Source organism: Vibrio sp. MEBiC08052 (assembly GCF_001506075.1).
In the GTDB taxonomy this organism is placed as follows: Bacteria; Pseudomonadota; Gammaproteobacteria; order Enterobacterales; family Vibrionaceae; genus Vibrio.
Map to the genome: position 1 here is coordinate 302,760 of NZ_KQ947475.1, position 23,082 is coordinate 325,841.

Below are 23,082 nucleotides of genomic sequence, written 5' to 3' on the forward strand. Positions count from 1 at the left end.
TTAACCAGCAATCAGATTTGGAAAGATGGGAAATAACGTTGTCGTACTAGGCACCCAATGGGGTGATGAAGGTAAAGGGAAAATTGTTGATCTGCTTACTGAAGATGCAAAATATGTGGTCCGTTATCAAGGCGGTCACAATGCAGGTCATACTCTGGTCATTGACGGTGAAAAAACCGTTCTTCACTTGATTCCATCCGGTATTCTCCGCGAACACGTCAAATGCATTATCGGAAATGGTGTTGTGCTTTCACCGGATGCACTTTTAAAAGAAATGGAAGAGCTTGAAGCTCGAGGTATTCCTGTTCGCCAACGTCTTTCTATTTCTGAAGCTTGTCCGCTCATTTTACCCTATCATATTGCTCTGGATCAGGCTCGCGAAGCCGCTCGTGGTACAAAAGCTATCGGCACAACCGGGCGGGGAATCGGTCCAGCTTACGAAGACAAAGTTGCGCGTCGTGGTTTGCGTGTCGGAGACCTGTTTGATCGCACAACTTTCGCTGCCAAACTACAGGAAGTCATGGAATATCATAACTTCCAGTTGGTCAACTTCTATAAAGCTGAACCCGTGAATTACGATGAAGTTCTGGAACAAGTCATGGGCTATGCTGACGTATTAACGTCAATGGTCATTGATGTGACTGATGAACTTGATAAAGCTCGTAAGCGTGGTGACAAAATCATGTTTGAAGGTGCGCAGGGGACACTGCTGGATATCGACCACGGCACTTATCCATATGTCACTTCATCAAATACGACCGCAGGCGGTGTTGCTGCCGGTTCTGGTTTTGGTCCTCGTCATCTCGGGTATATTCTTGGTATTGCCAAAGCGTACTGTACACGCGTTGGCGCCGGTCCTTTCCCGACCGAGTTGAATGACGAAATTGGTGAGTATCTGGGAACCAAAGGTCAGGAATTTGGTGCGACAACCGGACGTAAGCGTCGTTGTGGCTGGTTTGATGCAGTTGCGATGCGTCGTGCGATTCAAATCAACTCGATTACCGGCTTCTGTATGACGAAGCTAGATGTCTTAGATGGTTTGAAAGAGATCAAAATCTGTACCGGTTACCAAATGAAGGATGGATCAATCGCGGAAGTTTCGCCAATGGCGGCTGATGCTTACGAGCATGTCACACCGATTTATGAAACGATGCCGGGGTGGTCTGAGAGCACATTCGGTGTTAAAAAGCTTGAAGATTTGCCTCAGGCTGCATTGAACTATGTCCAGCGCATTGAAGCGTTAACGGGTGTACCGGTTGATATCATTTCAACAGGCCCGGATCGGAATGAAACGATTATTAAAGTTCATCCGTTCAGTGTTGCGTAACCCCCAATACGACTTGATTGTCAGAGCCGGTCTTTAACGACCGGCTTTTTGCTTTTTTAGGGATTGTTATGTACAGTTGTGTTGTGCAAAAAATCGACAACAACTTTCTCCTAAAGTCATTTGTTCGTCTGCCGATACGGTATTTAAGCCCCGGTCAAAGTGGGTGATATTGTAAAGCGATCGTTCAAAAAAGAGTATGTATATGAGGCTACTAAGCGTAGCAGCTTCGTTGTTAATGATGACGTTGAGCGTTTCAGTCAATGCCACTGTCGCTGATGTCGGGCCGCCAGTCCAAATTTATTCCGAAGCTGAGTTAATTCAACTGATCGAACAGAATAAGCATCTGGAGCGAGTGAAAGCTGATAAATGTCAGCTGGTTGAAGATATCGTTGCCCGGGCTACGCGGATCAATTTACCATCATATGAATTCTTGTATGGCGATATGTTGGCATGGGGCGTGTGTGTCGATCAGGATGCTGAACTGGGCTTATATTATATGGAAGCCGCAGCCAGTCAGGGATTGCCGGCAGCGCTTGAGCAGCTAGGTCGCTATTACGCTGAAGGTGTGCTTGTTCAGCAAGACCGTGAACGCGCTATTGTGTATCTGAGAGAAGCCTCCGCAATGGGCAATCTGAAAGCGCGTGTGAAATTGGCTGAATTATTACTCCGAGATTATGGCAGTCCACTTGATTATGAAGACGCTTATCGATGGCTATATCATTCTGTTACGGCTGATACGCGTATGCACAAACGTATTGCGATGTTGCGTCAGGGGCTTGAACAGCGGATGCCTGAGAATATTATCGCTCGTGCGAAAATGAGAGAAACGCTTTGGTAGCACACTGTATCGTGATGCGTCCGTTTCTGTTACAATTTATTGAAAACTTCCTTAGTTTAACCACCTGATTTTTGAAGAAATCACAACTTCCCGCTAATATATCTTCAATAAGCTATATTCATGCTCTCTGGATCATTATTTAAAAATGGTTGATTCAGAAGGTATTTTAAGAGATTACCTTCTTCCTTAGGACGACTTATGTCTGACACTACTCAAAACGATCCGTTTGCTGATCGTGAAGCAAATAACTATGACAACCCGATTCCCAGCCGCGAGTTTATTTTAGAATTTCTCGCTCAGGCGAATGTTCCGATGAATCGCAATGACCTGTTCGAAGTGCTACACCTTTCAGGTGAAGAGCAATACGAAGGATTACGAAGACGTCTGAGAGCCATGGAAAGAGATGGGCAACTGGTCTTCACGCGCCGTCAATGTTATGCACTGCCGGAAAAACTGGAAATGATTAAAGGATATGTCATCGGTCATAAAGATGGATACGGTTGGGTCAGACCTGAGGGAACCCGAGGCAAAGATGATGATATCGTACTGCCACATCATCAGATGAGAACACTGATTCATGGGGATTATGTGCTGATTCAACCGAATGGCACGGATAAGAGAGGTCGGAAAGAAGGTCGTCTGGTCAGGATTTTAGAGGAAAGAAACAGCCAAATTGTGGGCCGGTTTTTCTTTGAACATGGATATTCTTACGTCGTACCTGATGACTCCCGGATTAGTCATGACATTTTGATTCCGGATGAAGCTCGTGCCGGAGCCCGCATGGGAAATGTCGTTGTCATCGAGATTACCGACCGAGGCAGCCGTTCTCGTGGGATGATGGGCAAGGTGAGTGATGTGCTTGGTGAAAATATGGCACCTGGTATGGAGACCCAAATTGCGATTCGGACCCATCAGATTCCGCATGAATGGCCGGAAGCTGTCGAACAACAAGTGAAACAGTTTAGTGAACACGTTCCGGAAGAAGCGAAACAGGGACGGGTAGATTTGAGAACTCTGCCACTGGTTACGATTGATGGTGAAGATGCCCGAGACTTTGATGATGCGGTCTATTGTGAAGCGAAAAAAGGCGGAGGCTGGCGTCTTTGGGTTGCGATTGCCGATGTAAGCTATTATGTCAGAACTGATTCTGCGCTTGATAAAGAAGCGATTAATCGAGGTAATTCTGTCTACTTCCCGTCTCAGGTTGTGCCGATGTTACCGGAGGTATTGTCAAACGGCCTCTGCTCTCTAAACCCACAAGTTGATCGACTATGTATGGTCTGTGAGATGACCATTTCAGCGACAGGGAAACTTTCAAGCTATAAACATTATGAAGCGGTTATGAATTCCCATGCGCGGCTGACCTATAACAAAGTGGCCGCGATTTTAGCGGGTGATGAGGAACTTAGTCAGCGTTATGAACCGTTAGTCCCCCATTTGGAAGAGTTACACCAGATGTATCAGGTTCTGAAAGGAGAGAGAGAAAACCGAGGTGCGATCGAATTTGAAACGGTCGAAACGAAATTTATTTTTAATGCTCAGCGGAAAATCGAGCGGATTGAGCCGTTAGTCCGTAATGATGCTCATAAAATCATCGAAGAGTGCATGATTCTGGCGAATATTGCATCGGCTTCTTTAGTTGAAAAAATGAAAGAACCCGCCTTATTCCGAATTCATGAAACACCGGGAGAAGAACGCTTAATGGGATTCCGGGATTTTCTCGGAGAATTGGGACTAAATTTGACCGGTGGATTAGAACCGACTCCGACAGATTATGCCACTCTAATGAAACAAGTGGTGAATCGTCCTGATCATGAGTTGATCCAAACGATGTTACTCCGCTCGATGAAGCAAGCGGTATACAACGCTGATAACTGCGGACACTTCGGGTTGGCTTTAAAACGATATGCACACTTTACTTCTCCGATTCGACGCTATCCGGATCTTCTGTTACACCGGGCAATCAAATATTTGATCGCCAAACAGCAAGGAACAAATCAAGATCGTTGGACACCGACAGGGGGCTATCATTACTCATTCGATGATATGAATTATTATGGTGAACAGTGTTCAATGACTGAGCGCCGTGCAGATGATGCAACACGGGAAGTATCTGACTGGCTGAAATGTGAATATATGCAGGATCATGTCGGTGAAGTGTTGGATGGTGTGATTGCCAATGTTACTGGATTTGGATTTTTTGTGCGTTTGACTGAGTTGCATATAGATGGCTTGGTGCATATTTCCAGCTTGGCCAATGATTACTATCAGTATGATCCGATCGGTCAACGTTTGATTGGTGAAAGCTTCGGACTGATTTACCGTTTAGGCGATGCGGTCAAAGTTAAAGTCCAGGCCGTGAACTTGGACGAACGTCATATTGACTTTGAATTAGTCGAGACAAGTCGTAAGCTACGCGGTGAAGGAAAAACAGCGAAGAAACGCGAAGCGGAAGCAAAACAGGGAAAAAGAGGGATGCCCCGTCGTCGAGGAAAAGCAATACCGAATATTGAACCGGCGAAAAATCCTAATGGTGGCGATGATCGGAATAATACGGTTAAAAAGAAAAGCAAGGCTGAGAAAGTCCGTAAGAAAAAATCGCGCCTTCGTAAATCAAAATCAGCCAAGACTGACAAATAATAGGTAACAAATGAGTAATGAATTTATATATGGTATTCATGCTGTGAGTGCTGTGTTGGAGAAAAACCCAGATCGATTGATCGAAGTCTTTGTTTTGAAAGAGCGGCAAGATGGTCGTCTGCTTCCTATGCTAGATGAGTTGCATCGGCTTGGTATTTCAATTCAACAGATGAGTCGCCAAGCACTAGATAAAAAATCCCAAGGGGCAAGCCACCAAGGGATGATGGCAAAAGTGAAACCGGCCAAAACCTTGAATGAACATGATCTGGATACGCTTTTAAACGCGGCTGAACAACCCCTATTACTTGTTTTGGATGGCGTAACCGATCCACATAATCTTGGGGCGTGCCTTAGAAATGCAGACGCTGCAGGTGTTACGGCTGTGATTGTTCCCAAAGATAAATCTGCGCCATTGAATGCAACTGTGAGTAAAGTTGCCTGTGGTGCTGCTGAAACGGTACCTTTAGTCCGAGTAACCAATCTGGCCAGAACGATGAAGGCCTTACAGGAGCAAGGGATCTGGTTTGTCGGGACTGCAGGAGAAGCAACGCAGGATATCTTCCAGTCTAAACTGACTGGTCCGTTGGCGATTGTCATGGGAGCGGAAGGTGATGGGATGCGTCGCCTGACCAGAGAAACCTGTGATGCACTGGTTAAAATTCCGATGTCGGGGAGCGTTTCTAGTTTGAACGTCTCAGTCGCAACTGGCATTTGCCTTTTTGAAGCAGTAAGACAACGTTTATCACGCTAAGCCTCCATCGAATGAAAACTGGCTCTGAATAAGATAACGGAGCCAGAATTTTCCTTTTGATGTTATTTCGATTATTTTTCCATCTAACCTTGCATGTGGTCATTCTATCTGTATAATACCCGTCCACTGGTTAAGCCAGTTGTGAACCAATGAGCAGCAAGGAGCTGATATATCTTTTTGATTTATCAGGTAATGTATACTTAGCTTATGTTCGCAGTTAATATAAATTAGCTTAAATAAAGTTGATCTAAATTAGCTGACAATGTTCCCAATTGCGGAACTACGGTTTCACATGAATCAATCGACATTCTCTCACAGTTTTGTGGGTATGAGTGGCGATATTGTTTATGTAATTTTTTGAATTTGGAGCTCTGTCTCATGCAGAACCAACGTATCCGAATCCGCCTAAAAGCTTTCGATTACAAATTAATCGATGCTTCTACTGCGGAAATCGTTGAAACAGCAAAGCGTACCGGCGCACAGGTTCGTGGCCCTATCCCACTGCCTACTCGTAAAGAGCGTTTCACTGTTCTTATCTCTCCACACGTCAACAAAGATGCTCGTGACCAGTACGAAATCCGTACTCACAAACGTCTAATCGACATCGTTGAGCCAACAGACAAAACTGTTGACGCTCTGATGCGTCTCGATCTAGCTGCTGGCGTTGATGTACAAATCAGCCTAGGTTAAGGGGAGATTAGAAGAATGATTGGTCTAGTCGGACGTAAAGTGGGTATGACCCGCGTGTTTACCGAAGAAGGCGTTTCGATTCCAGTGACAGTTGTTGAGGTTGAAGCGAACCGTGTTGCTCAAGTTAAAACACTTGAGACCGATGGTTACACTGCAATCCAAGTAACTTCTGGTGCGAAAAAAGCCAACCGTGTATCTAAGCCAGAAGCTGGTCACTTCGCGAAAGCGGGTGTTGACGCTGGCCGCGGTCTTTGGGAATTCCGTTTAGAAAACGGAGAAGAGTTTTCAGTCGGTTCAGAATTGACTGTTGAACTTTTCAATGAAGTAAAAAAAGTAGACGTTACTGGTACATCTAAGGGTAAAGGTTTCCAAGGTGCTGTGAAGCGCTGGAACTTCCGTACTCAAGATATGACTCACGGTAACTCATTGTCGCATCGTGCTCCTGGTTCTATCGGTCAATGTCAGACTCCAGGTCGTGTATTCAAGGGCAAGAAAATGGCAGGTCACATGGGTGCTGAGCGTGTAACGACTCAAAACCTAGAGATCGTACGTGTCGATGCTGAGCGCAACCTGCTTCTGATTAAAGGTGCAGTCCCTGGTGCTATCGGTGGTGATGTGATCGTTAAACCAGCTGTTAAAGCATAACGTCTAGGAGTAAGTAATGGAATTGATGGTTAAAGGTGCTGACGCACTAACTGTTTCCGAAACTACTTTCGGACGTGAGTTCAACGAAGCTCTTGTACATCAGGTGGTTGTTGCGTATGCAGCAGGTGCTCGTCAAGGTACTCGTGCTCAAAAAACACGTTCAGAAGTTTCTGGCGGCGGCGCTAAACCATGGCGTCAAAAAGGTACTGGCCGTGCTCGTGCTGGTACAATCCGTAGCCCAATCTGGCGTACAGGTGGTGTTACTTTTGCTGCGAAACCACAAGATCACAGCCAAAAAGTAAACAAAAAAATGTACCGTGGCGCTATGAAGAGCATTCTTTCTGAGCTGGTTCGTCAAGAGCGTCTGATCGTTGTTGATGATTTCTCAGTTGAAGCTCCAAAAACTAAAGAACTGGTAGCTAAGCTTAAAGAACTTGAGCTTAACGATGTACTTATCGTTACTGGTGAAGTAGACGAGAATCTGTTCTTAGCTGCTCGTAACCTTTATAAAGTTGACGTACGTGACGCTGCGGGAATCGATCCTGTTAGCTTGATCGCGTTTGACAAGGTTCTTATGACTGCTTCTGCAGTTAAGCAAGTTGAGGAGATGCTGGCATGATTAGCGAAGAGCGTCTACTAAAAGTTCTGCGTGCTCCGCACATCTCTGAAAAAGCAACAATGGTTGCAGAGAAAACAAACAGTGTTGTTTTCAAAGTAGCGAAAGATGCAACGAAAAAAGAGATTAAAGCAGCCGTAGAAAAGCTATTTGAAGTTGAAGTTGAATCTGTAAATACCCTGATTACTAAGGGTAAGACTAAGCGTCAAGGTATGCGCCAAGGTCGTCGTAGCGACGTGAAAAAAGCGTATGTAACTTTGAAAGAAGGTCAGGATCTTGACTTTGTTGGCGGCGCGGAATAACAGGAGTAGTTGAAAAATGGCTATTGTTAAATGTAAGCCGACTTCGGCTGGTCGCCGTCACGTCGTTAAAGTTGTGAACAATGACCTGCATAAAGGTAAACCTTATGCGCCGCTTTTAGAAAAAAATTCTAAAAACGGTGGTCGTAACAACAACGGTCGTATCACAGTACGTCATATCGGTGGTGGACATAAGCAACACTATCGTTTGATTGATTTTAAACGTACTAAAGATGGCATTCCGGCAAAAGTTGAGCGTCTGGAATATGATCCAAACCGTAGTGCAAATATCGCTTTGGTTCTTTATACAGATGGTGAACGTCGTTACATCATTGCACCGAAAGGTCTGCAAGCTGGTGATGTAATTCAGTCTGGCGTTGATGCACCGATTAAAGCAGGTAACACTCTGCCGATGCGCAACATTCCAGTAGGTTCAACAGTTCACTGTGTTGAATTGAAACCAGGCAAGGGTGCACAACTTGCACGTTCTGCTGGTGCTTATGCACAACTCGTTGCTCGTGACGGTGCATACGCAACAATTCGTCTACGTTCTGGTGAGATGCGTCGAGTTCCTTCTGAAGGTCGTGCAACGATTGGCGAAGTCGGTAACTCTGAGCACATGCTTCGTGAACTTGGTAAAGCAGGTGCTACACGCTGGCGTGGTGTTCGTCCTACCGTTCGTGGTGTTGTGATGAACCCGGTTGATCACCCACATGGTGGTGGTGAAGGTCGCACATCTGGTGGTCGTCACCCTGTATCTCCTTGGGGTATGCCTACTAAGGGCTTCAAAACCCGTAAAAATAAACGCACCGACAAGTACATTGTACGTCGTCGTAATAAGTAATCTATTAAAGAGGATAAGCCATGCCACGTTCTCTCAAGAAAGGTCCATTTATTGACCTACACTTGCTGAAGAAGGTAGAGAAAGCGGTGGAAAGCGGAGACAAAAAGCCTATCAAGACTTGGTCCCGTCGTTCAATGATCATTCCATCAATGATTGGTTTGACCATCGCTGTCCATAATGGTCGTCAGCACGTCCCGGTTTTCGTAACTGATGAAATGATCGGTCACAAATTGGGTGAATTTGCACCAACACGTACTTATCGCGGTCATGCTGCAGATAAGAAAGCGAAGAAGAAGTAAGGAGTAGATGATGGAAGCTGTTGCTAAACATAACTTTGCTCGTATTTCTCCACAGAAAGCTCGCTTAGTTGCAGATTTGATCCGTGGTAAGTCTGTCGATCAGGCTCTGGAAATTCTGACTTTCAGCAACAAAAAAGCTGCTGACTTAGTTAAGAAAGTTCTTGAGTCAGCTATCGCAAACGCGGAGCATAACGAAGGTGCAGATATCGACGATCTAAGCGTCGCAAAAATCTTCGTAGATGAGGGCCCTGTCATGAAGCGTATTATGCCTCGTGCCAAAGGCCGTGCGGACCGTATCTTGAAGCGTTCAAGCCACATTACTGTGGTTGTCGCAGATCGCTAAGAGACTAGGAGAGTAAGCAATGGGTCAGAAAGTACATCCAAATGGTATTCGTCTAGGCATCGTTAAGCCTTGGAATGCTACATGGTTTGCTAACACCAAAGAGTTCGCTGACAACCTAGACGGCGACTTCAAGGTACGTCAATTCCTGACGAAGGAATTGGCAAAAGCGTCTCTATCACGCATTGTTATCGAGCGTCCTGCGAAAAGCATCCGTGTGACTATCCACACGGCTCGCCCAGGTGTCGTTATCGGTAAGAAAGGTGAAGACGTCGAAAAACTTCGTGCTGCGGTAGCGAAAATTGCAGGTGTACCAGCGCAAATCAATATCGCTGAAGTACGTAAACCTGAGCTAGACGGCCAATTAGTGGCTGATAGCATCGCGTCTCAGCTAGAGCGCCGTGTTATGTTCCGTCGCGCGATGAAGCGTGCAGTACAAAACGCAATGCGTCTAGGTGCTAAGGGTATCAAAGTAGAAGTAAGCGGTCGTTTAGGCGGCGCTGAAATCGCACGTTCTGAATGGTATCGTGAAGGTCGTGTACCTCTACATACTCTTCGTGCAGACATTGAGTACGCAACTTCTTCGGCTCACACTCAGTATGGTGTGATTGGCGTTAAAGTATGGATCTTCAAAGGAGAAATCCTGGGTGGGATGCCAGCTGCAAATGCAAATACCGCTGAGCCTAAAGGTGATAAGCCTAAGAAACAGCGTAAAGGCCGTAAGTAAGGAGTCGACAGATGCTACAACCTAAACGTACAAAGTTCCGTAAGGTTCATACTGGTCGCAACCGTGGTCTAGCTAAAGGTACTGATGTTTCTTTCGGTACATTTGGTTTGAAAGCTGTCGGCCGTGGTCGTTTGACTGCTCGTCAGATCGAAGCGGCTCGTCGTGCGATGACACGTCACGTTAAGCGTCAAGGTAAAATCTGGATTCGTGTTTTCCCAGATAAGCCTATCACAGAAAAACCACTTGAAGTTCGTCAGGGTAAGGGTAAAGGTAACGTTGAGTACTGGGTAGCCCAAATCCAACCTGGTAAGGTTATGTACGAAATGGACGGTGTACCTGAAGAATTGGCACGTGAAGCTTTTGCGCTTGCAGCTGCAAAACTTCCGTTCAAGACTACTTTCGTAACTAAGCAGGTGATGTGATGAAAGCACAAGATCTACGCGAAAAGAGCGTTGAAGAGCTGAATGCTGAGCTATTGAATTTGCTACGTGAACAGTTCAACTTGCGTATGCAAGCAGCGACTGGTCAACTACAGCAGACTCATACTCTGAAAGCTGTACGCCGTGAAATCGCACGTGTGAAAACTGTTTTGACTGAGAAGGCAGGCGCATAATGAGCGACAAAATTCGTACTCAACTCGGTCGTGTTGTTAGCGACAAGATGGATAAGTCTATCGTTGTTGCTATCGAACGCTTCGTAAAACATCCAATTTACGGTAAGTTTGTTAAACGCACGACTAAAATTCACGCACATGACGAAAACAACGAGTGTGGCCAAGGCGATACCGTTGAAATTTGTGAGTGTCGTCCATTATCTAAGACGAAGTCTTGGACTTTGGTGAAAGTGGTAGAAAAAGCAAAAATTTAACTTTTGTTTTTCAATCAAAAAACGGCTCCAATTATTTTTGGAGCCGTTTGTTTTTTGACTACCCAATCTGAAAAAAGGGTGTTACAATTCGCCTCCCTTTTTAAAGGCAGCCCGACCCGAGAGGGTCTAGTTTTAATATTTAGCGGAGCACTAACATGATCCAAATGCAAAGTATGCTGGACGCAGCTGATAACTCAGGCGCTCGCAGCGTAATGTGTATTAAGGTTCTGGGTGGCTCTCACCGTCGTTACGCACATATCGGCGACATCATCAAAGTTACTGTCAAAGAAGCAATTCCGCGCGGTAAAGTAAAAAAAGGTGATGTCCTGAAGGCGGTGGTAGTTCGCACCCGTAAAGGCGTACGTCGTCCAGACGGTTCTGTCATTCGCTTCGACCGTAACGCTTGTGTATTGTTAAATAACAATACTGAGCAACCAGTCGGTACACGTATCTTTGGTCCAGTGACTCGTGAGCTTCGTAATGCGAAGTTTATGAAGATTGTTTCACTGGCTCCAGAAGTATTGTAAGGGAGCGCAGAGATGGCAGCTAAAATCCGTCGTAACGACGAAATCGTTGTTCTTGCCGGTAAAGATAAAGGCAAGAAAGGTAAAGTAACTAAGGTTCTTGGAACTGGTAAAGTTATTGTTGAAGGCATCAACCTTGTGAAAAAACACCAGAAGCCTGTACCGGCTATGGGTGTTCAAGGTGGAATCGTTGAGCAAGAAGCAGCAATTGATGCTTCTAACGTTGCAATCTTCAATGCAGCTACTGGTAAAGCGGACCGTGTCGGTTTCCGTTTTGAAGACGGCAAAAAAGTCCGTTTCTTCAAATCTAACGGTGAAACCATTTCTAACTAATAGACGTAATTTGGAGTTCTACTATGGCGAAACTGCATGATTACTACAAGTCGTCTGTAGTCGCTGAACTGACCAAACAGTTCGGTTACACAAGCGTCATGCAAGTCCCTAGGATTGAGAAAATCACCCTAAATATGGGCGTTGGTGAAGCTATCAACGATAAGAAACTGCTTGAGAATGCAGCAGCTGACATGGCGGCCATTTCTGGTCAAAAGCCTCTTGTCACAAAAGCTCGCAAATCTGTTGCAGGTTTCAAAATCCGTGAAGGCTACCCAATTGGTTGTAAAGTAACCTTGCGTGGCGAACGTATGTGGGATTTTTTTGAGCGTTTAATTTCTATCGCTCTACCACGTGTACGTGACTTCCGTGGTGTTAGCGCGAAATCTTTTGATGGTCGCGGTAACTACAGCATGGGCGTTCGCGAGCAAATCATCTTCCCGGAAATCGACTACGATAAAGTCGATCGTGTACGTGGTCTTGATGTAACAATCACGACTAGTGCGTCCACTGATGAGGAAGGCCGTGCTCTGCTGGCTGCCTTTAACTTCCCATTCCGCAAGTAAGGTGAAGGGTTACTGTTATGGCTAAACAATCAATGAAAGCACGTGAAGTTAAACGTGCAAAGCTTGTCGCTCAGTATGCTGAAAAGCGTGCCGCGCTAAAAGCTACAATCAGCGACGTAAACGTATCTGAAGAAGAACGTTGGGATGCTGTTCTGAAACTTCAAACACTTCCTCGTGATTCAAGTGCATCACGTCAGCGTAACCGTTGTAACCAAACTGGTCGTCCACACGGTTACCTACGTAAGTTCGGTTTAAGCCGTATCAAAGTTCGTGAAGCTTGCATGAAAGGCGAGATTCCTGGACTTCGTAAGGCTAGCTGGTAATTGCCACTTAATCATTTGGAGTAAAGTTTATGAGCATGCAAGATCCGATTTCGGATATGCTGACCCGTATTCGTAACGGTCAGGCAGCAAACAAAGTTGCTGTAAAAATGCCTTCTTCAAAGCTGAAAGTTGCAATTGCTGCACTTCTAAAAGCTGAAGGTTATATCGAAGATTTCGCTGTTGAAGGCGATGTAAAACCTGAACTGGAAGTTACGCTGAAATATTTTCAAGCGAAACCAGTTATCGAGCAAATCAAACGTGTTTCACGTCCTGGCCTGCGCGTCTATAAAAGAAAAGACGAGCTGCCATCTGTGATGGGCGGTTTGGGTGTTGCTGTTGTGTCCACTTCCAAGGGTCTGATGTCAGACCGTGCTGCCCGTAAAGCAGGTCTTGGTGGTGAAATCATTTGCTACGTAGCTTAATTATAGGAGTAGGATATGTCTCGTGTTGCTAAAGCACCTGTCGCTATTCCAGCTGGCGTAGAGGTGAAATTAAACGGCCAAGAGATCACTGTGAAAGGTGCAAAGGGTGAACTGACTAGCGTGCTGAATAACGCAGTTGTGATTGCTCAAGAAGAAAGTAACCTGACTTTCGGACCTCGTGAAGGTGTTGCGAATGCTTGGGCACAGGCAGGTACTGCTCGTGCACTAGTGAACAACATGGTTGTCGGTGTGACGGAAGGCTTTACGAAGAAGCTTGCACTAAAAGGTGTTGGTTACCGTGCCTCAATGAAAGGCAATGCTGTAGCTCTGACACTGGGCTTCTCTCACCCTGTTGAACATGAATTGCCAACAGGAATTAAAGCAGAATGTCCAAGCCAAACTGAAATTGTCATTACCGGTTGTGATAAACAACTTGTAGGTCAAGTTGCGGCTGATATTCGTGCTTATCGTGAGCCTGAACCTTACAAAGGTAAAGGTGTTCGTTACGCAGATGAAAATGTGCGTACTAAAGAAGCTAAGAAGAAGTAAGGTAACACTATGGATAAGAAAGCATCTCGCATCCGTCGTGCCACACGTGCACGTCGTAAGATTGCAGAACTGGGTGCCACTCGCCTAGTTGTACACCGTACTCCTCGTCACGTGTACGCTCAGGTTATCGCATCTAATGGCTCTGTGGTTATCGCTGCAGCTTCTACTGTAGAGAAAGCGATCCGTGAGCAATTGAAATTCACTGGAAACATCGAAGCAGCACAAGCGGTAGGTAAAGCTATTGCTGAACGCGCTCTGGAAAAAGGCGTGTCAGAAGTTGCTTTTGATCGTTCCGGTTTCCAATACCACGGTCGAGTAGCGGCGCTGGCAGAATCTGCTCGCGAAGCTGGTCTGAAATTCTAAGGTAGGGTTGGAAGATGGCTAAAGAATTACAACAAGCGAGTGATTTGCAAGAAAAATTAATCGCTGTTAACCGTGTTTCTAAAACGGTTAAAGGTGGTCGAATCATGAGCTTTACTGCACTAACAGTTGTTGGTGATGGTAACGGTCGCGTAGGTTTCGGTTACGGCAAAGCTCGTGAAGTACCTGCTGCGATTCAAAAAGCAATGGAAAAAGCGCGTCGTAACATGATTACAATCGCGCTGAACGAAGGCACACTTTTCCACCCGGTAAAAGGTCGCCACTCGGGCTCTAAAGTTTATATGCAGCAAGCTGCTGAAGGTACGGGTGTTATTGCCGGTGGTGCGATGCGTGCTGTACTTGAAGTTGCAGGTGTACATAACGTTTTGTCAAAAGCGTATGGCTCAACAAACCCGATCAACATCGTTCGTGCAACGATCGATGCTCTGGGTAGCATGAAGTCACCAGAAATGGTTGCAGCTAAACGTGGTCTAACTGTTGAATCAATTTCGGAGTAAGAACCATGGCAACTATTAAAGTAACTCAAACTAAAAGCTCAATTGGTCGCCTACCAAAGCATAAAGCTACTTTGCGTGGTCTAGGCCTTCGTCGCATCAACCACACTGTTGAACTTGAAGATACACCATGTGTACGTGGTATGATCAATAAAGTTCAATACATGGTTAAAGTTGAGGAGTAATCAGAATGCGTTTGAATACTCTATCTCCGGCTGCGGGTTCTAAGCCTTCTAAGAAGCGTTTAGGTCGTGGTATCGGTTCTGGCCTGGGTAAAACAGGTGGTCGTGGCCACAAAGGTCAAAAATCACGCTCTGGCGGTAAAGTTCGTGCAGGTTTTGAAGGCGGACAAATGCCTTTGAAACAACGCTTGCCAAAATTCGGTTTCACTTCTCGTAAGAGTTTGGTGTCTGCTGAAGTTCGTCTAAGTGAATTAGCGAAAGTAACAAGCGAAGTTGTTGACCTGAACAGCCTGAAGGCAGCGAATGTTGTGACTAAAAACATTGAGAATGTAAAGATCGTTCTTTCTGGTGAAATCAACAAAGCTGTTACAGTAAAGGGTTTACGCGTAACTAAAGGCGCTAAAGCTGCAATCGAAGCTGCAGGCGGAAAAATCGAGGAATAATCTCGAAACGAGGTACAGATGGCTAAGAAACCAGGACAAGATTTTCGTAGTGCTCAGAGCGGCTTAAGTGAATTGAAGTCGCGCTTGTTATTCGTATTAGGTGCGCTTCTCGTATTCCGAGCTGGCTCTTTTGTGCCGATTCCTGGTATTGACGCAGCTGTACTAGCCGATTTGTTCGAACAGCAAAAAGGGACCATCGTAGAAATGTTTAACATGTTCTCCGGTGGTGCTCTTTCGCGTGCATCTATACTAGCGCTGGGAATCATGCCGTATATTTCGGCATCGATTGTTGTCCAGTTGCTAACTGTAGTTCATCCCGCGTTAGCTGAACTCAAGAAAGAGGGTGAAGCAGGGCGTCGTAAGATTAGCCAATATACGCGTTACGGCACGCTTGTACTTGCAACATTCCAAGCTCTTGGGATTGCGACAGGACTACCAAACATGGTCTCTAATCTGGTTGTTATCGACCAAACCATGTTTACGTTTATCGCAACAGTGAGTCTAGTAACCGGTACCATGTTCTTAATGTGGTTAGGTGAACAGATTACTGAGCGGGGTATTGGTAATGGTATTTCATTACTAATATTTGCAGGTATTGTTGCTGGTCTGCCAAAGGCAATCGGACAAACGATTGAGCAAGCGCGTCAAGGTGAATTGCATGTGCTTCTTCTCCTTTTGATTGCGGTCATCTCTTTTGCTGTGATTTATTTTGTTGTCTTTATGGAGCGTGGTCAGCGTCGTATCGTTGTTAACTACGCAAAACGCCAACAAGGTCGCAAAGTCTTCGCAGCACAGAGCACTCATTTGCCATTGAAAATTAATATGGCAGGAGTAATACCAGCAATTTTTGCATCGAGTATTATTTTGTTCCCAGGGACATTGGCACAATGGTTTGGTAGTAGCGGCGAAGGTTCAGCGTTTAGCTGGCTGACAAAAGTGTCTTTGGCACTGAGCCCTGGTCAACCTTTGTATGTAATACTTTATGCAGTTGCAATTATCTTTTTCTGTTTCTTTTATACTGCGTTGGTATTTAATCCACGTGAAACAGCAGATAATTTGAAGAAGTCTGGTGCATTCGTACCCGGTATCCGCCCAGGTGAGCAGACTGCCAGATATATCGATAAAGTAATGACGCGTCTAACCTTAGCTGGTGCGTTATATATTACCTTTATCTGTCTGATCCCTCAGTTCATGATGGTCGCTTGGAATGTACGTTTCTATTTTGGCGGCACTTCACTACTGATTGTAGTGGTGGTTATTATGGACTTTATGGCACAGGTACAGACTCATATGATGTCAAGTCAATATGATTCTGTGTTGAAAAAAGCAAATCTGAAAGGCTACGGCCGTTAATTCAGATTTCTCTCACGGAGTTTAGCAATGAAAGTTCGTGCTTCCGTTAAAAAAATCTGCCGTAACTGCAAAATTATCAAGCGTAACGGTGTCGTTCGCGTGATTTGTAGTGAGCCAAAGCATAAGCAACGCCAAGGCTAATTAGCAGAATTTTTTACTTGAAAAAACAAGGTTGGTCGAGTATATTCCTCGGCCTACCTTTTGTGTGCAAAAGAAGTAGTATCCCGCAACGTATCCTCTACGGGCTTTGTTGCGGATAATTCTTTGATGAAAGTACTAGGAGTGAATAGTGGCCCGTATAGCAGGCATTAACATTCCTGATCAGAAACATGCTGTAATTGCGTTAACTTCAATCTACGGCATCGGTAAGACTCGTTCACAAGCTATCTTGGCTGAACTGGGTATTGCTGAAAGTGTTAAGATCAGTGAACTAACTGAAGAGCAGATCGATCAACTGCGTGATGGTGTAGCTAAGTACACTGTAGAAGGTGATCTACGTCGTGAAGTATCAATGAACATCAAGCGTCTTATGGACCTTGGTTGTTATCGTGGTCTTCGTCATCGTCGCAGTCTACCTCTACGTGGACAGCGTACTAAAACCAACGCTCGCACCCGTAAGGGTCCGCGTAAGCCGATCAAGAAATAATCGGGAAGGTAGAGTACAATGGCTAAACAACCAACTCGCGCACGTAAGCGCGTACGCAAGCAAGTCGCAGATGGCGTGGCGCATATCCATGCATCTTTTAACAACACAATCGTAACCATTACTGATCGTCAAGGTAATGCTCTAGCTTGGGCAACTGCTGGCGGTTCTGGTTTCCGTGGTTCTCGTAAGTCTACTCCGTTCGCTGCACAAGTTGCTGCTGAGCGTTGTGCTGAAATGGCTAAAGAATATGGCCTTAAGAATCTGGAAGTTATGGTGAAGGGGCCGGGTCCAGGTCGTGAATCAACAGTTCGCGCACTGAACGCTGCTGGTTTTCGTATCACAAACATTGTTGATGCGACACCAATCCCTCATAACGGTTGTCGTCCACCTAAGAAACGTCGCGTCTAACGTTTCGAGGAAGATTGGAGAAAGATCATGGCAAGATATTTGGGTCCTAAGCTGAAGCTTAGCCGCCGCGAAGGTACCGACTTATTCCTTAAGTCAGGCATTCGTGCGATAGATACCAAGTGTAAAATAGATAACGCACCAGGTGTACACGGCGCTCGTCGCGGTCGTCTATCTGATTATGGTGTTCAGCTTCGTGAGAAGCAAAAAGTTCGTCGTATGTATGGCGTTCTTGAAAAACAATTCCGTAACTACTATAAAGAAGCTGCCCGTTTAAAAGGCAACACTGGTGAAAACCTACTTCAGCTTCTTGAAGGTCGTTTGGATAATGTTGTTTACCGTATGGGCTTCGGTGCAACTCGCTCAGAAGCACGTCAGCTAGTTAGCCACAAAGCTATTTTGGTTAACGGTAAAGTAGTAAACATTCCTTCTTTCAATGTTACGGCAAACGACGTTGTTGCAGTGCGTGAGAAAGCGAAAAAGCAATCTCGTATCACGGCAGCTCTAGAAGTTGCAGAACAACGCGAAAAACCAACTTGGATTGAAGTGGATGGCAGCAAAATGGAAGGTACGTTCAAGCGTTTGCCAGAACGTTCAGATCTATCAGCTGACATCAACGAACAATTGATCGTCGAGCTTTACTCTAAGTAAGGTTTAAATTAAAGAGAGGACACAATGCAGGGTTCTGTAACAGAATTTCTTAAGCCACGTCTTGTTGATATCGAACAAATCAGCACGACACACGCAAAAGTAACTCTTGAGCCGTTAGAGCGTGGTTTCGGCCATACTCTGGGTAATGCACTTCGCCGAATTCTTCTTTCGTCTATGCCAGGTTGTGCTGTGACTGAAGTTGAAATTGAAGGCGTACTACACGAGTACAGCACCAAAGAAGGTGTTCAAGAGGATATCCTAGAGATCCTTCTGAACCTGAAGGGTTTAGCTGTTCGCGTTGCCGAAGGCAAAGATGAAGTGTTCATTACACTAAACAAATCAGGCTCGGGCCCTGTTGTTGCAGGTGACATCACTCATGATGGTGATGTTGAGATCGTAAACCCTGAGCACGTTATTTGTCATCTTAATGATGACAATGCTGAGGTCGCAATGCGCATCAAGGTTCAACGTGGTCGTGGTTATGTTCCGGCTTCTGCTCGTATCCATACAGATGAAGATGATCGTCCAATTGGTCGACTACTTGTTGATGCTACCTACAGTCCGGTGGATAAAATCGCCTATACTGTAGAAGCAGCACGTGTAGAACAACGTACTGATTTAGACAAGCTTGTCATCGATATGGAAACAAATGGCACAATCGAACCTGAGGAAGCTATCCGTCGTGCAGCAACAATTCTTGCTGAACAGTTGGATGCATTCGTAGATCTGCGTGATGTACGAGTTCCTGAGGAGAAAGAAGAGAAGCCTGAATTCGATCCGATCCTATTGCGTCCTGTAGACGATCTTGAACTAACAGTTCGCTCTGCTAATTGTTTGAAAGCAGAAGCGATTCACTACATCGGTGATCTAGTACAGCGTACTGAGGTAGAATTACTTAAAACACCTAACCTTGGTAAGAAATCTCTAACAGAGATTAAAGACGTGCTTGCATCACGTGGTCTTTCTCTGGGTATGCGCCTAGAAAACTGGCCACCAGCATCTATCGCTGAAGATTAATCGATACAAGTTAGAAGGATTTGGTCATGCGCCATCGTAAGAGTGGTCGTCAACTCAACCGCAACAGCAGTCATCGCAAAGCGATGTTTAGCAACATGGCTAGCTCTTTGGTACGTCATGAAGTTATCAAGACTACTTTGCCAAAAGCGAAAGAGCTACGTCGCGTAGTTGAGCCTTTGATTACACTAGCTAAGACTGACAGTGTTGCTAATCGTCGTCTAGCATTTGCTCGTACTCGTGATAACGAAGTCGTTGCAAAATTATTTAACGAACTAGGTCCACGTTTCGCTGCTCGTCAAGGTGGCTACACTCGTATTCTAAAGTGTGGTTTCCGTGCAGGTGACAAAGCTCCAATGGCATACATTGAGCTGGTTGATCGCCCAGAAGCTGTTGAAGCTGCTGAGTAATCAGTTCGTCATTTAGAAAAGCCGAGCATTTGCTCGGCTTTTTTATTATCGCCATTTAACGACTAACTTAGGCGGTGGTGATAGTTTTTCCCAATGTTGTATATTTGTCTCTGTATTAATTCTGCCATAAACGAGTGAGTGAGCTCATTAATCCTTCACTTGCGCCCTGAGTGTTGAGATATTTTAAGATCAGCGGGACGAATTGTGACACCATATCCGGGCTCAACCCCAACTGTTTGAAAGTGCTGATGACCGCATTCATATCATGAATATCTGATAATCCATTGCTTGTTCCAGTCTGATTCAGACTTGAGAGACTTTCCATTCCGGGAATAAGTTGATTCAGTTCGGCATTATTCTGATCGGATAATCGATTTTGAGCCAGCGACAATAATGCACCAACCCCACCTGTTGCCTGTTGACCGGAGATAGGAAGTTGTTCTGCTACCTGTGAAATTAGTGTTGAATTGCTTTCTGTGAGTCCAAGTGTTTTGCCGATTGTACTGGTAAGATTTTCCGTTTGATTGTCGAGTTTGAAAAAAGCGTAACTTGGGGATGTCAGTGTGGTACTTAACATCAGCGTCCATATCAGAGTGCGAGTTGTCGTCATGAATGGTATTTCCATCATTGTGAGCTGATGATTAAGTTTAGATAAAAAAAGCGGTGCTTGAGCACCGCTTGATGTTAATTCTTTGCTAATTTATTGATAGCTGATTCGCTTACAGAATATCGAGCAGTTCAACTTCAAAGACCAGCGCTGCGTATGGTGGAATCGCCGCACCTGCACCACGCTCACCATAAGCAAGATCTTGAGGAATATAGAGTTTCCATTTTGAACCGACAGGCATAATCTGTAGTGCTTCAACCCAACCTTTAATCACTCCCGTTACTGGGAATTCGACTGGCTGACCACGAGTTACAGAGCTATCGAATACCGTACCATCTGTCAGTTGACCATGGTAATGAACACGAACAGTCTTATCAGAAGTCGGCACTTCACCTGTACCTTCTGTCACGACTTCATACTGAAGACCTGATTCTAAAACAGTCACTTCAGGACGGAGTGCGTTATCTTTCAGGAACGCTTCACCATCAGCAGCGGCTGCTTTCGCAGTCGATTCACGTGCTTCTTGAGCTTTTGCATGAACGGCTTGCAATGCCTGATTAATCTCATCGATTTCGATTGCTGGCATGTCACCAGTTAATGCTGTCGCAATACCAGCAGCGATCGCATCAACACTGAGTCCTTCTAAACCGCTACCAGCAAGCTGTTGGCCCATTTGCAAACCAATACCGTAGCTTGCCTTCTGTTCGTTTGTTTCAAGTTGTACGTCAGACATAACTGTCACTCTTTTGCGTTAAAACGCTAGAGAATAGCAGTTATTGATAGATGATGAAATGAAGAACGGGGAGAATATTTCATTGCATAGCTTGATGTGACATGTCTCTAAACTTAAATGAAATTTTTTCAAGATTGTGTCAACATTTTAGTTATGGCTGTGATTCCCCTATACTCACTAAGCGCGAGTTTTTATACTAGCCGCAATAAGCATGGGAGATGTGAATTCGTGAATCGCCGACAGGAAAAAAAGGTGCAAGGTGGCTATCTTGCTGTTGTTCAGCGCAAATGGTCAGCTATGAATTTCCAGCAGTTATTTCAGTCCGTTGTCAGACAAGGTCGTAGTCTATGGTGTGAATTACCGAAATTGCATCAACGTTTACTGATGGTTTTGGGGCCTGTGGTCATGCTGCTCGTTTTAATTCCTTGGCCGAAAGCCGAGCAAGTTGCGTCTGAGCAGCTGGTTGGCGAGTCCTCAGTCGGAGAGCAGCGCGTTGCGCTGGCGCTTGATCCCGATAGCCTACAGGAACCCACTGAACCTGTCGCATCCCCAAAAGTGGTTAAACCGGCTTCAGAACCTCGTACAACAGCGTGGGTTAACTATACGATCCAAAATGGTGACACGCTTTCTAAGGTGTTCCGTACCAACGATTTATCATTGGCTGACCTGAATGCACTGGTTCAGGTCGAGGGATCAGATAAGCCTCTCAGTAACATCAAACCGGGGCAATTGATTCGTTATAAGCTGACGACTAAAGGTGATCTGGACATTCTGCAAGTTGAACAAAAGGATCAATCGATCATGTTCTTCCGCTTATCCAATGGCGGATTTGGCCGGAGTAAATAACGTCGCCAGAGAACGGCTCGAACGGGATTACATCGAGGAATAGCAATGAGTGCTATTCCTCAGGGTGTCAATTAAGTGAGGACCGTCCGAATGCTTCTTTGCAGGGGCATTGATCTAAATTCTCTTCATATCGATATGCGAAATGCCATCTTCAAGATAAGGCTCGGATGTCTGAACAAATCCATATTGGCGATAAAACGTCTTTAATTGTGTCTGTGCACCAATTTCAATCGGCGTATCCGGCCACAACTGACAACATTGCTCAATGGCATGAGTCAGTAACTGATGTCCAGCGCCTTCCCCTCGAATACATGTATGGGTTGCTATTCGGCCTATGCTGCTTCCCGGATAGCTAATTCCGGGTGGCATTAACCGGGCACAGGCAATAAGTTTTCCATCCTGATATCCCAGCAGGTGATGGACACCGGACATATGGTCTTTGTCGTCTAATTCAGGATAAGGGCAGGTTTGTTCAACGACAAATACGTCCACCCGTAATTTGAGCAATTGATATAGCTGTGTTGTTGTCAGCTCGGAAAAGGGAAGTAAATGCCAAGTTATCATCAGAAGTACCAACCGAGTGCATGAAAGTTATGATCGACAATCTACTTTTACATGATGTGATTATCATTAACAAATGTTAACTGCGAGTATCAAAAGCATTGCTCATTAACAATGATCAAGATTTGAGTTTTCTGACAGCGTGTCCACGCGCTTTTTAATTCGACTCAGACTGATCGGCGTGATACCCAGATAAGCGGCAACATGATAGTCAGCCAATCGCTCAAGCAGTTGCGGATAATGCTGGCGAAATAACTGATAACGCTCTTCCGGGGTATAAAGCAGCATCAATCTCTCTTTGTTTTCTTTGTGGATCAGTTTGGTTTCGAGCAATTTTATATAGGCCGGATGTTGGGATGCATGCCACTGAAACAGCACACTAATCGGCAGACACATTAATTTGACCGGCGAAAGGGTTTCCAGAAGATAAGGTAATGGCTCCCGTTTGATCAGGCTTTCAAAACCGATGATCCAGTCAGATTCCCAGTAAAACTCTTTGCTGAACGATTTCCCTTTATCGGTGAGATAGCTGGCATGACAGATTCCTTCAAGGACAAAGTAGATGTACGAGGCAACCTCACCCTGATGAGAAAGAATATGGCGAGTCGGAAGATCAAGCGGGGTGGCAATCGCGAGCAATGCCTCAATGTCTTCATCATGAAAGCTGCTATGCGCTAAATAATTCCGAAATGTGTTTTCCATGAAACCCTCAAAGTATGACAGTACAGTCGTAACTTCCGCTACGGCTGTACTGTAATC

At 45.2% G+C, this 23,082-nt stretch carries 37 protein-coding genes; 33 read left to right on the forward strand and 4 right to left on the reverse strand.

The features are described 5' to 3' along the window. Nucleotides 1-25 precede the first annotated feature (25 nt). The 32 genes from VRK_RS01370 to rplQ all read left to right on the forward strand — a co-directional run bounded on the left by VRK_RS01370 (nucleotide 26) and on the right by rplQ (nucleotide 19,576). The gene (locus VRK_RS01370) at nucleotides 26-1,327 is read left to right on the forward strand and encodes an adenylosuccinate synthase (RefSeq protein WP_059119760.1); all 1,302 of its coding nucleotides are present in this window, start codon (nucleotides 26-28) and stop codon (nucleotides 1,325-1,327) included. 202 nt (nucleotides 1,328-1,529) lie between these two features. After that, nucleotides 1,530-2,165 carry a flagellar protein MotX gene (gene motX / locus VRK_RS01375; protein ID WP_059119761.1) on the forward strand — a complete coding sequence of 212 codons (636 nt, stop codon included), beginning with the start codon at nucleotides 1,530-1,532 and terminating at the stop codon, nucleotides 2,163-2,165. A gap of 198 nt (nucleotides 2,166-2,363) precedes the next feature. Next, complete coding sequence (gene rnr / locus VRK_RS01380; protein WP_059119762.1) at nucleotides 2,364-4,805, forward strand: ribonuclease R; 2,442 nt, start codon at nucleotides 2,364-2,366, stop codon at nucleotides 4,803-4,805. 10 nt (nucleotides 4,806-4,815) lie between these two features. Beyond that, nucleotides 4,816-5,556, forward strand: a complete 741-nt coding sequence (rlmB, locus tag VRK_RS01385) for a 23S rRNA (guanosine(2251)-2'-O)-methyltransferase RlmB (protein ID WP_059119763.1) — start codon at nucleotides 4,816-4,818, stop codon at nucleotides 5,554-5,556. 378 nt (nucleotides 5,557-5,934) lie between these two features. Next, nucleotides 5,935-6,246 carry a 30S ribosomal protein S10 gene (gene rpsJ / locus VRK_RS01390; protein ID WP_001181007.1) on the forward strand — a complete coding sequence of 104 codons (312 nt, stop codon included), beginning with the start codon at nucleotides 5,935-5,937 and terminating at the stop codon, nucleotides 6,244-6,246. Nucleotides 6,247-6,261: 15 nt separating this feature from the next. Continuing rightward, nucleotides 6,262-6,891, forward strand: coding sequence for a 50S ribosomal protein L3 (rplC, locus tag VRK_RS01395; protein ID WP_059119764.1), 630 nt, complete (start codon nucleotides 6,262-6,264; stop codon nucleotides 6,889-6,891). A 16-nt stretch (nucleotides 6,892-6,907) separates the two neighbouring features. After that, the gene (rplD, locus tag VRK_RS01400; RefSeq protein ID WP_038179121.1) at nucleotides 6,908-7,510 is read left to right on the forward strand and encodes a 50S ribosomal protein L4; all 603 of its coding nucleotides are present in this window, start codon (nucleotides 6,908-6,910) and stop codon (nucleotides 7,508-7,510) included. Continuing rightward, on the forward strand, nucleotides 7,507-7,809 hold the full coding sequence (gene rplW, locus VRK_RS01405) for a 50S ribosomal protein L23 (protein WP_059119765.1): 303 nt from the start codon (nucleotides 7,507-7,509) through the stop codon (nucleotides 7,807-7,809). Before rplD ends, rplW begins: the two co-directional genes overlap by 4 nt. A gap of 16 nt (nucleotides 7,810-7,825) precedes the next feature. Beyond that, nucleotides 7,826-8,650 (forward strand): 50S ribosomal protein L2, encoded by an 825-nt coding sequence (gene rplB / locus VRK_RS01410; RefSeq protein WP_059119766.1) that lies wholly within the window; start codon nucleotides 7,826-7,828, stop codon nucleotides 8,648-8,650. 20 nt (nucleotides 8,651-8,670) lie between these two features. Next, on the forward strand, nucleotides 8,671-8,949 hold the full coding sequence (gene rpsS, locus VRK_RS01415) for a 30S ribosomal protein S19 (RefSeq protein WP_004398469.1): 279 nt from the start codon (nucleotides 8,671-8,673) through the stop codon (nucleotides 8,947-8,949). 10 nt (nucleotides 8,950-8,959) lie between these two features. Beyond that, nucleotides 8,960-9,292, forward strand: a complete 333-nt coding sequence (rplV, locus tag VRK_RS01420; RefSeq protein ID WP_038179118.1) for a 50S ribosomal protein L22 — start codon at nucleotides 8,960-8,962, stop codon at nucleotides 9,290-9,292. 19 nt (nucleotides 9,293-9,311) lie between these two features. Further along, nucleotides 9,312-10,016 (forward strand): 30S ribosomal protein S3, encoded by a 705-nt coding sequence (gene rpsC, locus VRK_RS01425; RefSeq protein ID WP_059119767.1) that lies wholly within the window; start codon nucleotides 9,312-9,314, stop codon nucleotides 10,014-10,016. 11 nt (nucleotides 10,017-10,027) lie between these two features. Next, nucleotides 10,028-10,438, forward strand: a complete 411-nt coding sequence (gene rplP / locus VRK_RS01430) for a 50S ribosomal protein L16 (protein WP_021019649.1) — start codon at nucleotides 10,028-10,030, stop codon at nucleotides 10,436-10,438. After that, complete coding sequence (rpmC, locus tag VRK_RS01435) at nucleotides 10,438-10,629, forward strand: 50S ribosomal protein L29 (RefSeq protein WP_059119768.1); 192 nt, start codon at nucleotides 10,438-10,440, stop codon at nucleotides 10,627-10,629. Before rplP ends, rpmC begins: the two co-directional genes overlap by 1 nt. Beyond that, nucleotides 10,629-10,883 (forward strand): 30S ribosomal protein S17, encoded by a 255-nt coding sequence (gene rpsQ / locus VRK_RS01440; protein WP_059119769.1) that lies wholly within the window; start codon nucleotides 10,629-10,631, stop codon nucleotides 10,881-10,883. The genes rpmC and rpsQ overlap by 1 nt, the downstream gene beginning before the upstream one ends. A gap of 155 nt (nucleotides 10,884-11,038) precedes the next feature. Continuing rightward, nucleotides 11,039-11,410 carry a 50S ribosomal protein L14 gene (gene rplN / locus VRK_RS01445; protein ID WP_021019652.1) on the forward strand — a complete coding sequence of 124 codons (372 nt, stop codon included), beginning with the start codon at nucleotides 11,039-11,041 and terminating at the stop codon, nucleotides 11,408-11,410. 12 nt (nucleotides 11,411-11,422) lie between these two features. Beyond that, nucleotides 11,423-11,740, forward strand: coding sequence for a 50S ribosomal protein L24 (rplX, locus tag VRK_RS01450; RefSeq protein WP_038179115.1), 318 nt, complete (start codon nucleotides 11,423-11,425; stop codon nucleotides 11,738-11,740). A gap of 23 nt (nucleotides 11,741-11,763) precedes the next feature. Then, complete coding sequence (gene rplE, locus VRK_RS01455) at nucleotides 11,764-12,303, forward strand: 50S ribosomal protein L5 (protein ID WP_059119770.1); 540 nt, start codon at nucleotides 11,764-11,766, stop codon at nucleotides 12,301-12,303. Between the two features lie 17 nt (nucleotides 12,304-12,320). After that, nucleotides 12,321-12,626, forward strand: a complete 306-nt coding sequence (gene rpsN, locus VRK_RS01460; RefSeq protein ID WP_038179113.1) for a 30S ribosomal protein S14 — start codon at nucleotides 12,321-12,323, stop codon at nucleotides 12,624-12,626. Between the two features lie 29 nt (nucleotides 12,627-12,655). Then, nucleotides 12,656-13,048 carry a 30S ribosomal protein S8 gene (rpsH, locus tag VRK_RS01465; RefSeq protein WP_021019656.1) on the forward strand — a complete coding sequence of 131 codons (393 nt, stop codon included), beginning with the start codon at nucleotides 12,656-12,658 and terminating at the stop codon, nucleotides 13,046-13,048. A 15-nt stretch (nucleotides 13,049-13,063) separates the two neighbouring features. Beyond that, on the forward strand, nucleotides 13,064-13,597 hold the full coding sequence (gene rplF / locus VRK_RS01470; protein ID WP_059119771.1) for a 50S ribosomal protein L6: 534 nt from the start codon (nucleotides 13,064-13,066) through the stop codon (nucleotides 13,595-13,597). Between the two features lie 9 nt (nucleotides 13,598-13,606). After that, nucleotides 13,607-13,960 (forward strand): 50S ribosomal protein L18, encoded by a 354-nt coding sequence (gene rplR / locus VRK_RS01475; protein WP_059119772.1) that lies wholly within the window; start codon nucleotides 13,607-13,609, stop codon nucleotides 13,958-13,960. A gap of 14 nt (nucleotides 13,961-13,974) precedes the next feature. Next, on the forward strand, nucleotides 13,975-14,475 hold the full coding sequence (gene rpsE, locus VRK_RS01480) for a 30S ribosomal protein S5 (protein ID WP_021019659.1): 501 nt from the start codon (nucleotides 13,975-13,977) through the stop codon (nucleotides 14,473-14,475). 5 nt (nucleotides 14,476-14,480) lie between these two features. Further along, on the forward strand, nucleotides 14,481-14,657 hold the full coding sequence (gene rpmD / locus VRK_RS01485; protein WP_021019660.1) for a 50S ribosomal protein L30: 177 nt from the start codon (nucleotides 14,481-14,483) through the stop codon (nucleotides 14,655-14,657). Nucleotides 14,658-14,662: 5 nt separating this feature from the next. After that, nucleotides 14,663-15,097 (forward strand): 50S ribosomal protein L15, encoded by a 435-nt coding sequence (gene rplO, locus VRK_RS01490; protein ID WP_021019661.1) that lies wholly within the window; start codon nucleotides 14,663-14,665, stop codon nucleotides 15,095-15,097. Between the two features lie 18 nt (nucleotides 15,098-15,115). Beyond that, nucleotides 15,116-16,450 (forward strand): preprotein translocase subunit SecY, encoded by a 1,335-nt coding sequence (gene secY / locus VRK_RS01495; RefSeq protein WP_059119773.1) that lies wholly within the window; start codon nucleotides 15,116-15,118, stop codon nucleotides 16,448-16,450. A 27-nt stretch (nucleotides 16,451-16,477) separates the two neighbouring features. After that, nucleotides 16,478-16,591: a 50S ribosomal protein L36 gene (gene rpmJ / locus VRK_RS20550; RefSeq protein ID WP_039969906.1), complete on the forward strand. Its 114-nt coding sequence runs from the start codon at nucleotides 16,478-16,480 to the stop codon at nucleotides 16,589-16,591. 148 nt (nucleotides 16,592-16,739) lie between these two features. Continuing rightward, nucleotides 16,740-17,096, forward strand: a complete 357-nt coding sequence (rpsM, locus tag VRK_RS01500) for a 30S ribosomal protein S13 (protein WP_059119774.1) — start codon at nucleotides 16,740-16,742, stop codon at nucleotides 17,094-17,096. An 18-nt stretch (nucleotides 17,097-17,114) separates the two neighbouring features. Continuing rightward, entirely contained in the window at nucleotides 17,115-17,504 is a 390-nt protein-coding gene (gene rpsK / locus VRK_RS01505; RefSeq protein ID WP_001118870.1) for a 30S ribosomal protein S11, read from the forward strand. A 27-nt stretch (nucleotides 17,505-17,531) separates the two neighbouring features. Continuing rightward, nucleotides 17,532-18,152 carry a 30S ribosomal protein S4 gene (gene rpsD, locus VRK_RS01510; protein WP_021019664.1) on the forward strand — a complete coding sequence of 207 codons (621 nt, stop codon included), beginning with the start codon at nucleotides 17,532-17,534 and terminating at the stop codon, nucleotides 18,150-18,152. A 24-nt stretch (nucleotides 18,153-18,176) separates the two neighbouring features. Further along, nucleotides 18,177-19,169, forward strand: coding sequence for a DNA-directed RNA polymerase subunit alpha (locus tag VRK_RS01515; RefSeq protein ID WP_038179109.1), 993 nt, complete (start codon nucleotides 18,177-18,179; stop codon nucleotides 19,167-19,169). A 26-nt stretch (nucleotides 19,170-19,195) separates the two neighbouring features. Then, on the forward strand, nucleotides 19,196-19,576 hold the full coding sequence (gene rplQ, locus VRK_RS01520) for a 50S ribosomal protein L17 (protein WP_059119775.1): 381 nt from the start codon (nucleotides 19,196-19,198) through the stop codon (nucleotides 19,574-19,576). A gap of 115 nt (nucleotides 19,577-19,691) precedes the next feature. Here the strand turns inward: rplQ and VRK_RS01525 are convergent, their stop codons facing one another. Both VRK_RS01525 and VRK_RS01530 read right to left on the reverse strand, forming a co-directional pair. Then, on the reverse strand, nucleotides 19,692-20,186 hold the full coding sequence (locus VRK_RS01525; protein ID WP_059119776.1) for a DUF2780 domain-containing protein: 495 nt from the start codon (nucleotides 20,184-20,186) through the stop codon (nucleotides 19,692-19,694). A 109-nt stretch (nucleotides 20,187-20,295) separates the two neighbouring features. Further along, nucleotides 20,296-20,916, reverse strand: a complete 621-nt coding sequence (locus VRK_RS01530; RefSeq protein WP_059119777.1) for an FKBP-type peptidyl-prolyl cis-trans isomerase — start codon at nucleotides 20,914-20,916, stop codon at nucleotides 20,296-20,298. 228 nt (nucleotides 20,917-21,144) lie between these two features. Here VRK_RS01530 and VRK_RS01535 point away from each other — a divergent pair, with 228 nt between their 5' ends. Continuing rightward, on the forward strand, nucleotides 21,145-21,762 hold the full coding sequence (locus VRK_RS01535) for a LysM-like peptidoglycan-binding domain-containing protein (protein ID WP_082671282.1): 618 nt from the start codon (nucleotides 21,145-21,147) through the stop codon (nucleotides 21,760-21,762). A 114-nt stretch (nucleotides 21,763-21,876) separates the two neighbouring features. On the opposite strand, the gene VRK_RS01540 is transcribed toward VRK_RS01535, so the two are convergent. Both VRK_RS01540 and VRK_RS01545 read right to left on the reverse strand, forming a co-directional pair. After that, nucleotides 21,877-22,326: a GNAT family N-acetyltransferase gene (locus VRK_RS01540; protein ID WP_059119779.1), complete on the reverse strand. Its 450-nt coding sequence runs from the start codon at nucleotides 22,324-22,326 to the stop codon at nucleotides 21,877-21,879. A 105-nt stretch (nucleotides 22,327-22,431) separates the two neighbouring features. Beyond that, nucleotides 22,432-23,025, reverse strand: coding sequence for a Crp/Fnr family transcriptional regulator (locus tag VRK_RS01545; protein WP_059119780.1), 594 nt, complete (start codon nucleotides 23,023-23,025; stop codon nucleotides 22,432-22,434). Nucleotides 23,026-23,082 lie beyond the last annotated feature (57 nt).

What these genes read in the sequence shown, in the direction of transcription:
- rpsK (WP_001118870.1), top strand. Translation starts at nt 17,115, where the DNA reads ATGGCTAAACAACCAACTCGCGCACGTAAGCGCGTACGCAAGCAAGTC.
- rplD (WP_038179121.1), top strand. Translation starts at nt 6,908, where the DNA reads ATGGAATTGATGGTTAAAGGTGCTGACGCACTAACTGTTTCCGAAACT.
- VRK_RS01515 (WP_038179109.1), top strand. Translation starts at nt 18,177, where the DNA reads ATGCAGGGTTCTGTAACAGAATTTCTTAAGCCACGTCTTGTTGATATC.
- rplQ (WP_059119775.1), top strand. Translation starts at nt 19,196, where the DNA reads ATGCGCCATCGTAAGAGTGGTCGTCAACTCAACCGCAACAGCAGTCAT.
- rplB (WP_059119766.1), top strand. Translation starts at nt 7,826, where the DNA reads ATGGCTATTGTTAAATGTAAGCCGACTTCGGCTGGTCGCCGTCACGTC.
- rplF (WP_059119771.1), top strand. Translation starts at nt 13,064, where the DNA reads ATGTCTCGTGTTGCTAAAGCACCTGTCGCTATTCCAGCTGGCGTAGAG.
- rpsC (WP_059119767.1), top strand. Translation starts at nt 9,312, where the DNA reads ATGGGTCAGAAAGTACATCCAAATGGTATTCGTCTAGGCATCGTTAAG.
- rpmJ (WP_039969906.1), top strand. Translation starts at nt 16,478, where the DNA reads ATGAAAGTTCGTGCTTCCGTTAAAAAAATCTGCCGTAACTGCAAAATT.
- rpmC (WP_059119768.1), top strand. Translation starts at nt 10,438, where the DNA reads ATGAAAGCACAAGATCTACGCGAAAAGAGCGTTGAAGAGCTGAATGCT.
- rplV (WP_038179118.1), top strand. Translation starts at nt 8,960, where the DNA reads ATGGAAGCTGTTGCTAAACATAACTTTGCTCGTATTTCTCCACAGAAA.
- rplN (WP_021019652.1), top strand. Translation starts at nt 11,039, where the DNA reads ATGATCCAAATGCAAAGTATGCTGGACGCAGCTGATAACTCAGGCGCT.
- rplR (WP_059119772.1), top strand. Translation starts at nt 13,607, where the DNA reads ATGGATAAGAAAGCATCTCGCATCCGTCGTGCCACACGTGCACGTCGT.
- rnr (WP_059119762.1), top strand. Translation starts at nt 2,364, where the DNA reads ATGTCTGACACTACTCAAAACGATCCGTTTGCTGATCGTGAAGCAAAT.
- rpmD (WP_021019660.1), top strand. Translation starts at nt 14,481, where the DNA reads ATGGCAACTATTAAAGTAACTCAAACTAAAAGCTCAATTGGTCGCCTA.
- motX (WP_059119761.1), top strand. Translation starts at nt 1,530, where the DNA reads ATGAGGCTACTAAGCGTAGCAGCTTCGTTGTTAATGATGACGTTGAGC.
- rpsS (WP_004398469.1), top strand. Translation starts at nt 8,671, where the DNA reads ATGCCACGTTCTCTCAAGAAAGGTCCATTTATTGACCTACACTTGCTG.
- rpsD (WP_021019664.1), top strand. Translation starts at nt 17,532, where the DNA reads ATGGCAAGATATTTGGGTCCTAAGCTGAAGCTTAGCCGCCGCGAAGGT.
- VRK_RS01545 (WP_059119780.1), bottom strand. Translation starts at nt 23,025, where the DNA reads ATGGAAAACACATTTCGGAATTATTTAGCGCATAGCAGCTTTCATGAT.
- rplE (WP_059119770.1), top strand. Translation starts at nt 11,764, where the DNA reads ATGGCGAAACTGCATGATTACTACAAGTCGTCTGTAGTCGCTGAACTG.
- rlmB (WP_059119763.1), top strand. Translation starts at nt 4,816, where the DNA reads ATGAGTAATGAATTTATATATGGTATTCATGCTGTGAGTGCTGTGTTG.
- VRK_RS01530 (WP_059119777.1), bottom strand. Translation starts at nt 20,916, where the DNA reads ATGTCTGACGTACAACTTGAAACAAACGAACAGAAGGCAAGCTACGGT.
- secY (WP_059119773.1), top strand. Translation starts at nt 15,116, where the DNA reads ATGGCTAAGAAACCAGGACAAGATTTTCGTAGTGCTCAGAGCGGCTTA.
- rpsQ (WP_059119769.1), top strand. Translation starts at nt 10,629, where the DNA reads ATGAGCGACAAAATTCGTACTCAACTCGGTCGTGTTGTTAGCGACAAG.
- rpsN (WP_038179113.1), top strand. Translation starts at nt 12,321, where the DNA reads ATGGCTAAACAATCAATGAAAGCACGTGAAGTTAAACGTGCAAAGCTT.
- rpsJ (WP_001181007.1), top strand. Translation starts at nt 5,935, where the DNA reads ATGCAGAACCAACGTATCCGAATCCGCCTAAAAGCTTTCGATTACAAA.
- rplW (WP_059119765.1), top strand. Translation starts at nt 7,507, where the DNA reads ATGATTAGCGAAGAGCGTCTACTAAAAGTTCTGCGTGCTCCGCACATC.
- rpsE (WP_021019659.1), top strand. Translation starts at nt 13,975, where the DNA reads ATGGCTAAAGAATTACAACAAGCGAGTGATTTGCAAGAAAAATTAATC.
- rplC (WP_059119764.1), top strand. Translation starts at nt 6,262, where the DNA reads ATGATTGGTCTAGTCGGACGTAAAGTGGGTATGACCCGCGTGTTTACC.
- rpsH (WP_021019656.1), top strand. Translation starts at nt 12,656, where the DNA reads ATGAGCATGCAAGATCCGATTTCGGATATGCTGACCCGTATTCGTAAC.
- rplO (WP_021019661.1), top strand. Translation starts at nt 14,663, where the DNA reads ATGCGTTTGAATACTCTATCTCCGGCTGCGGGTTCTAAGCCTTCTAAG.
- VRK_RS01525 (WP_059119776.1), bottom strand. Translation starts at nt 20,186, where the DNA reads ATGACGACAACTCGCACTCTGATATGGACGCTGATGTTAAGTACCACA.
- VRK_RS01370 (WP_059119760.1), top strand. Translation starts at nt 26, where the DNA reads ATGGGAAATAACGTTGTCGTACTAGGCACCCAATGGGGTGATGAAGGT.
- VRK_RS01540 (WP_059119779.1), bottom strand. Translation starts at nt 22,326, where the DNA reads ATGATAACTTGGCATTTACTTCCCTTTTCCGAGCTGACAACAACACAG.
- rplX (WP_038179115.1), top strand. Translation starts at nt 11,423, where the DNA reads ATGGCAGCTAAAATCCGTCGTAACGACGAAATCGTTGTTCTTGCCGGT.
- rplP (WP_021019649.1), top strand. Translation starts at nt 10,028, where the DNA reads ATGCTACAACCTAAACGTACAAAGTTCCGTAAGGTTCATACTGGTCGC.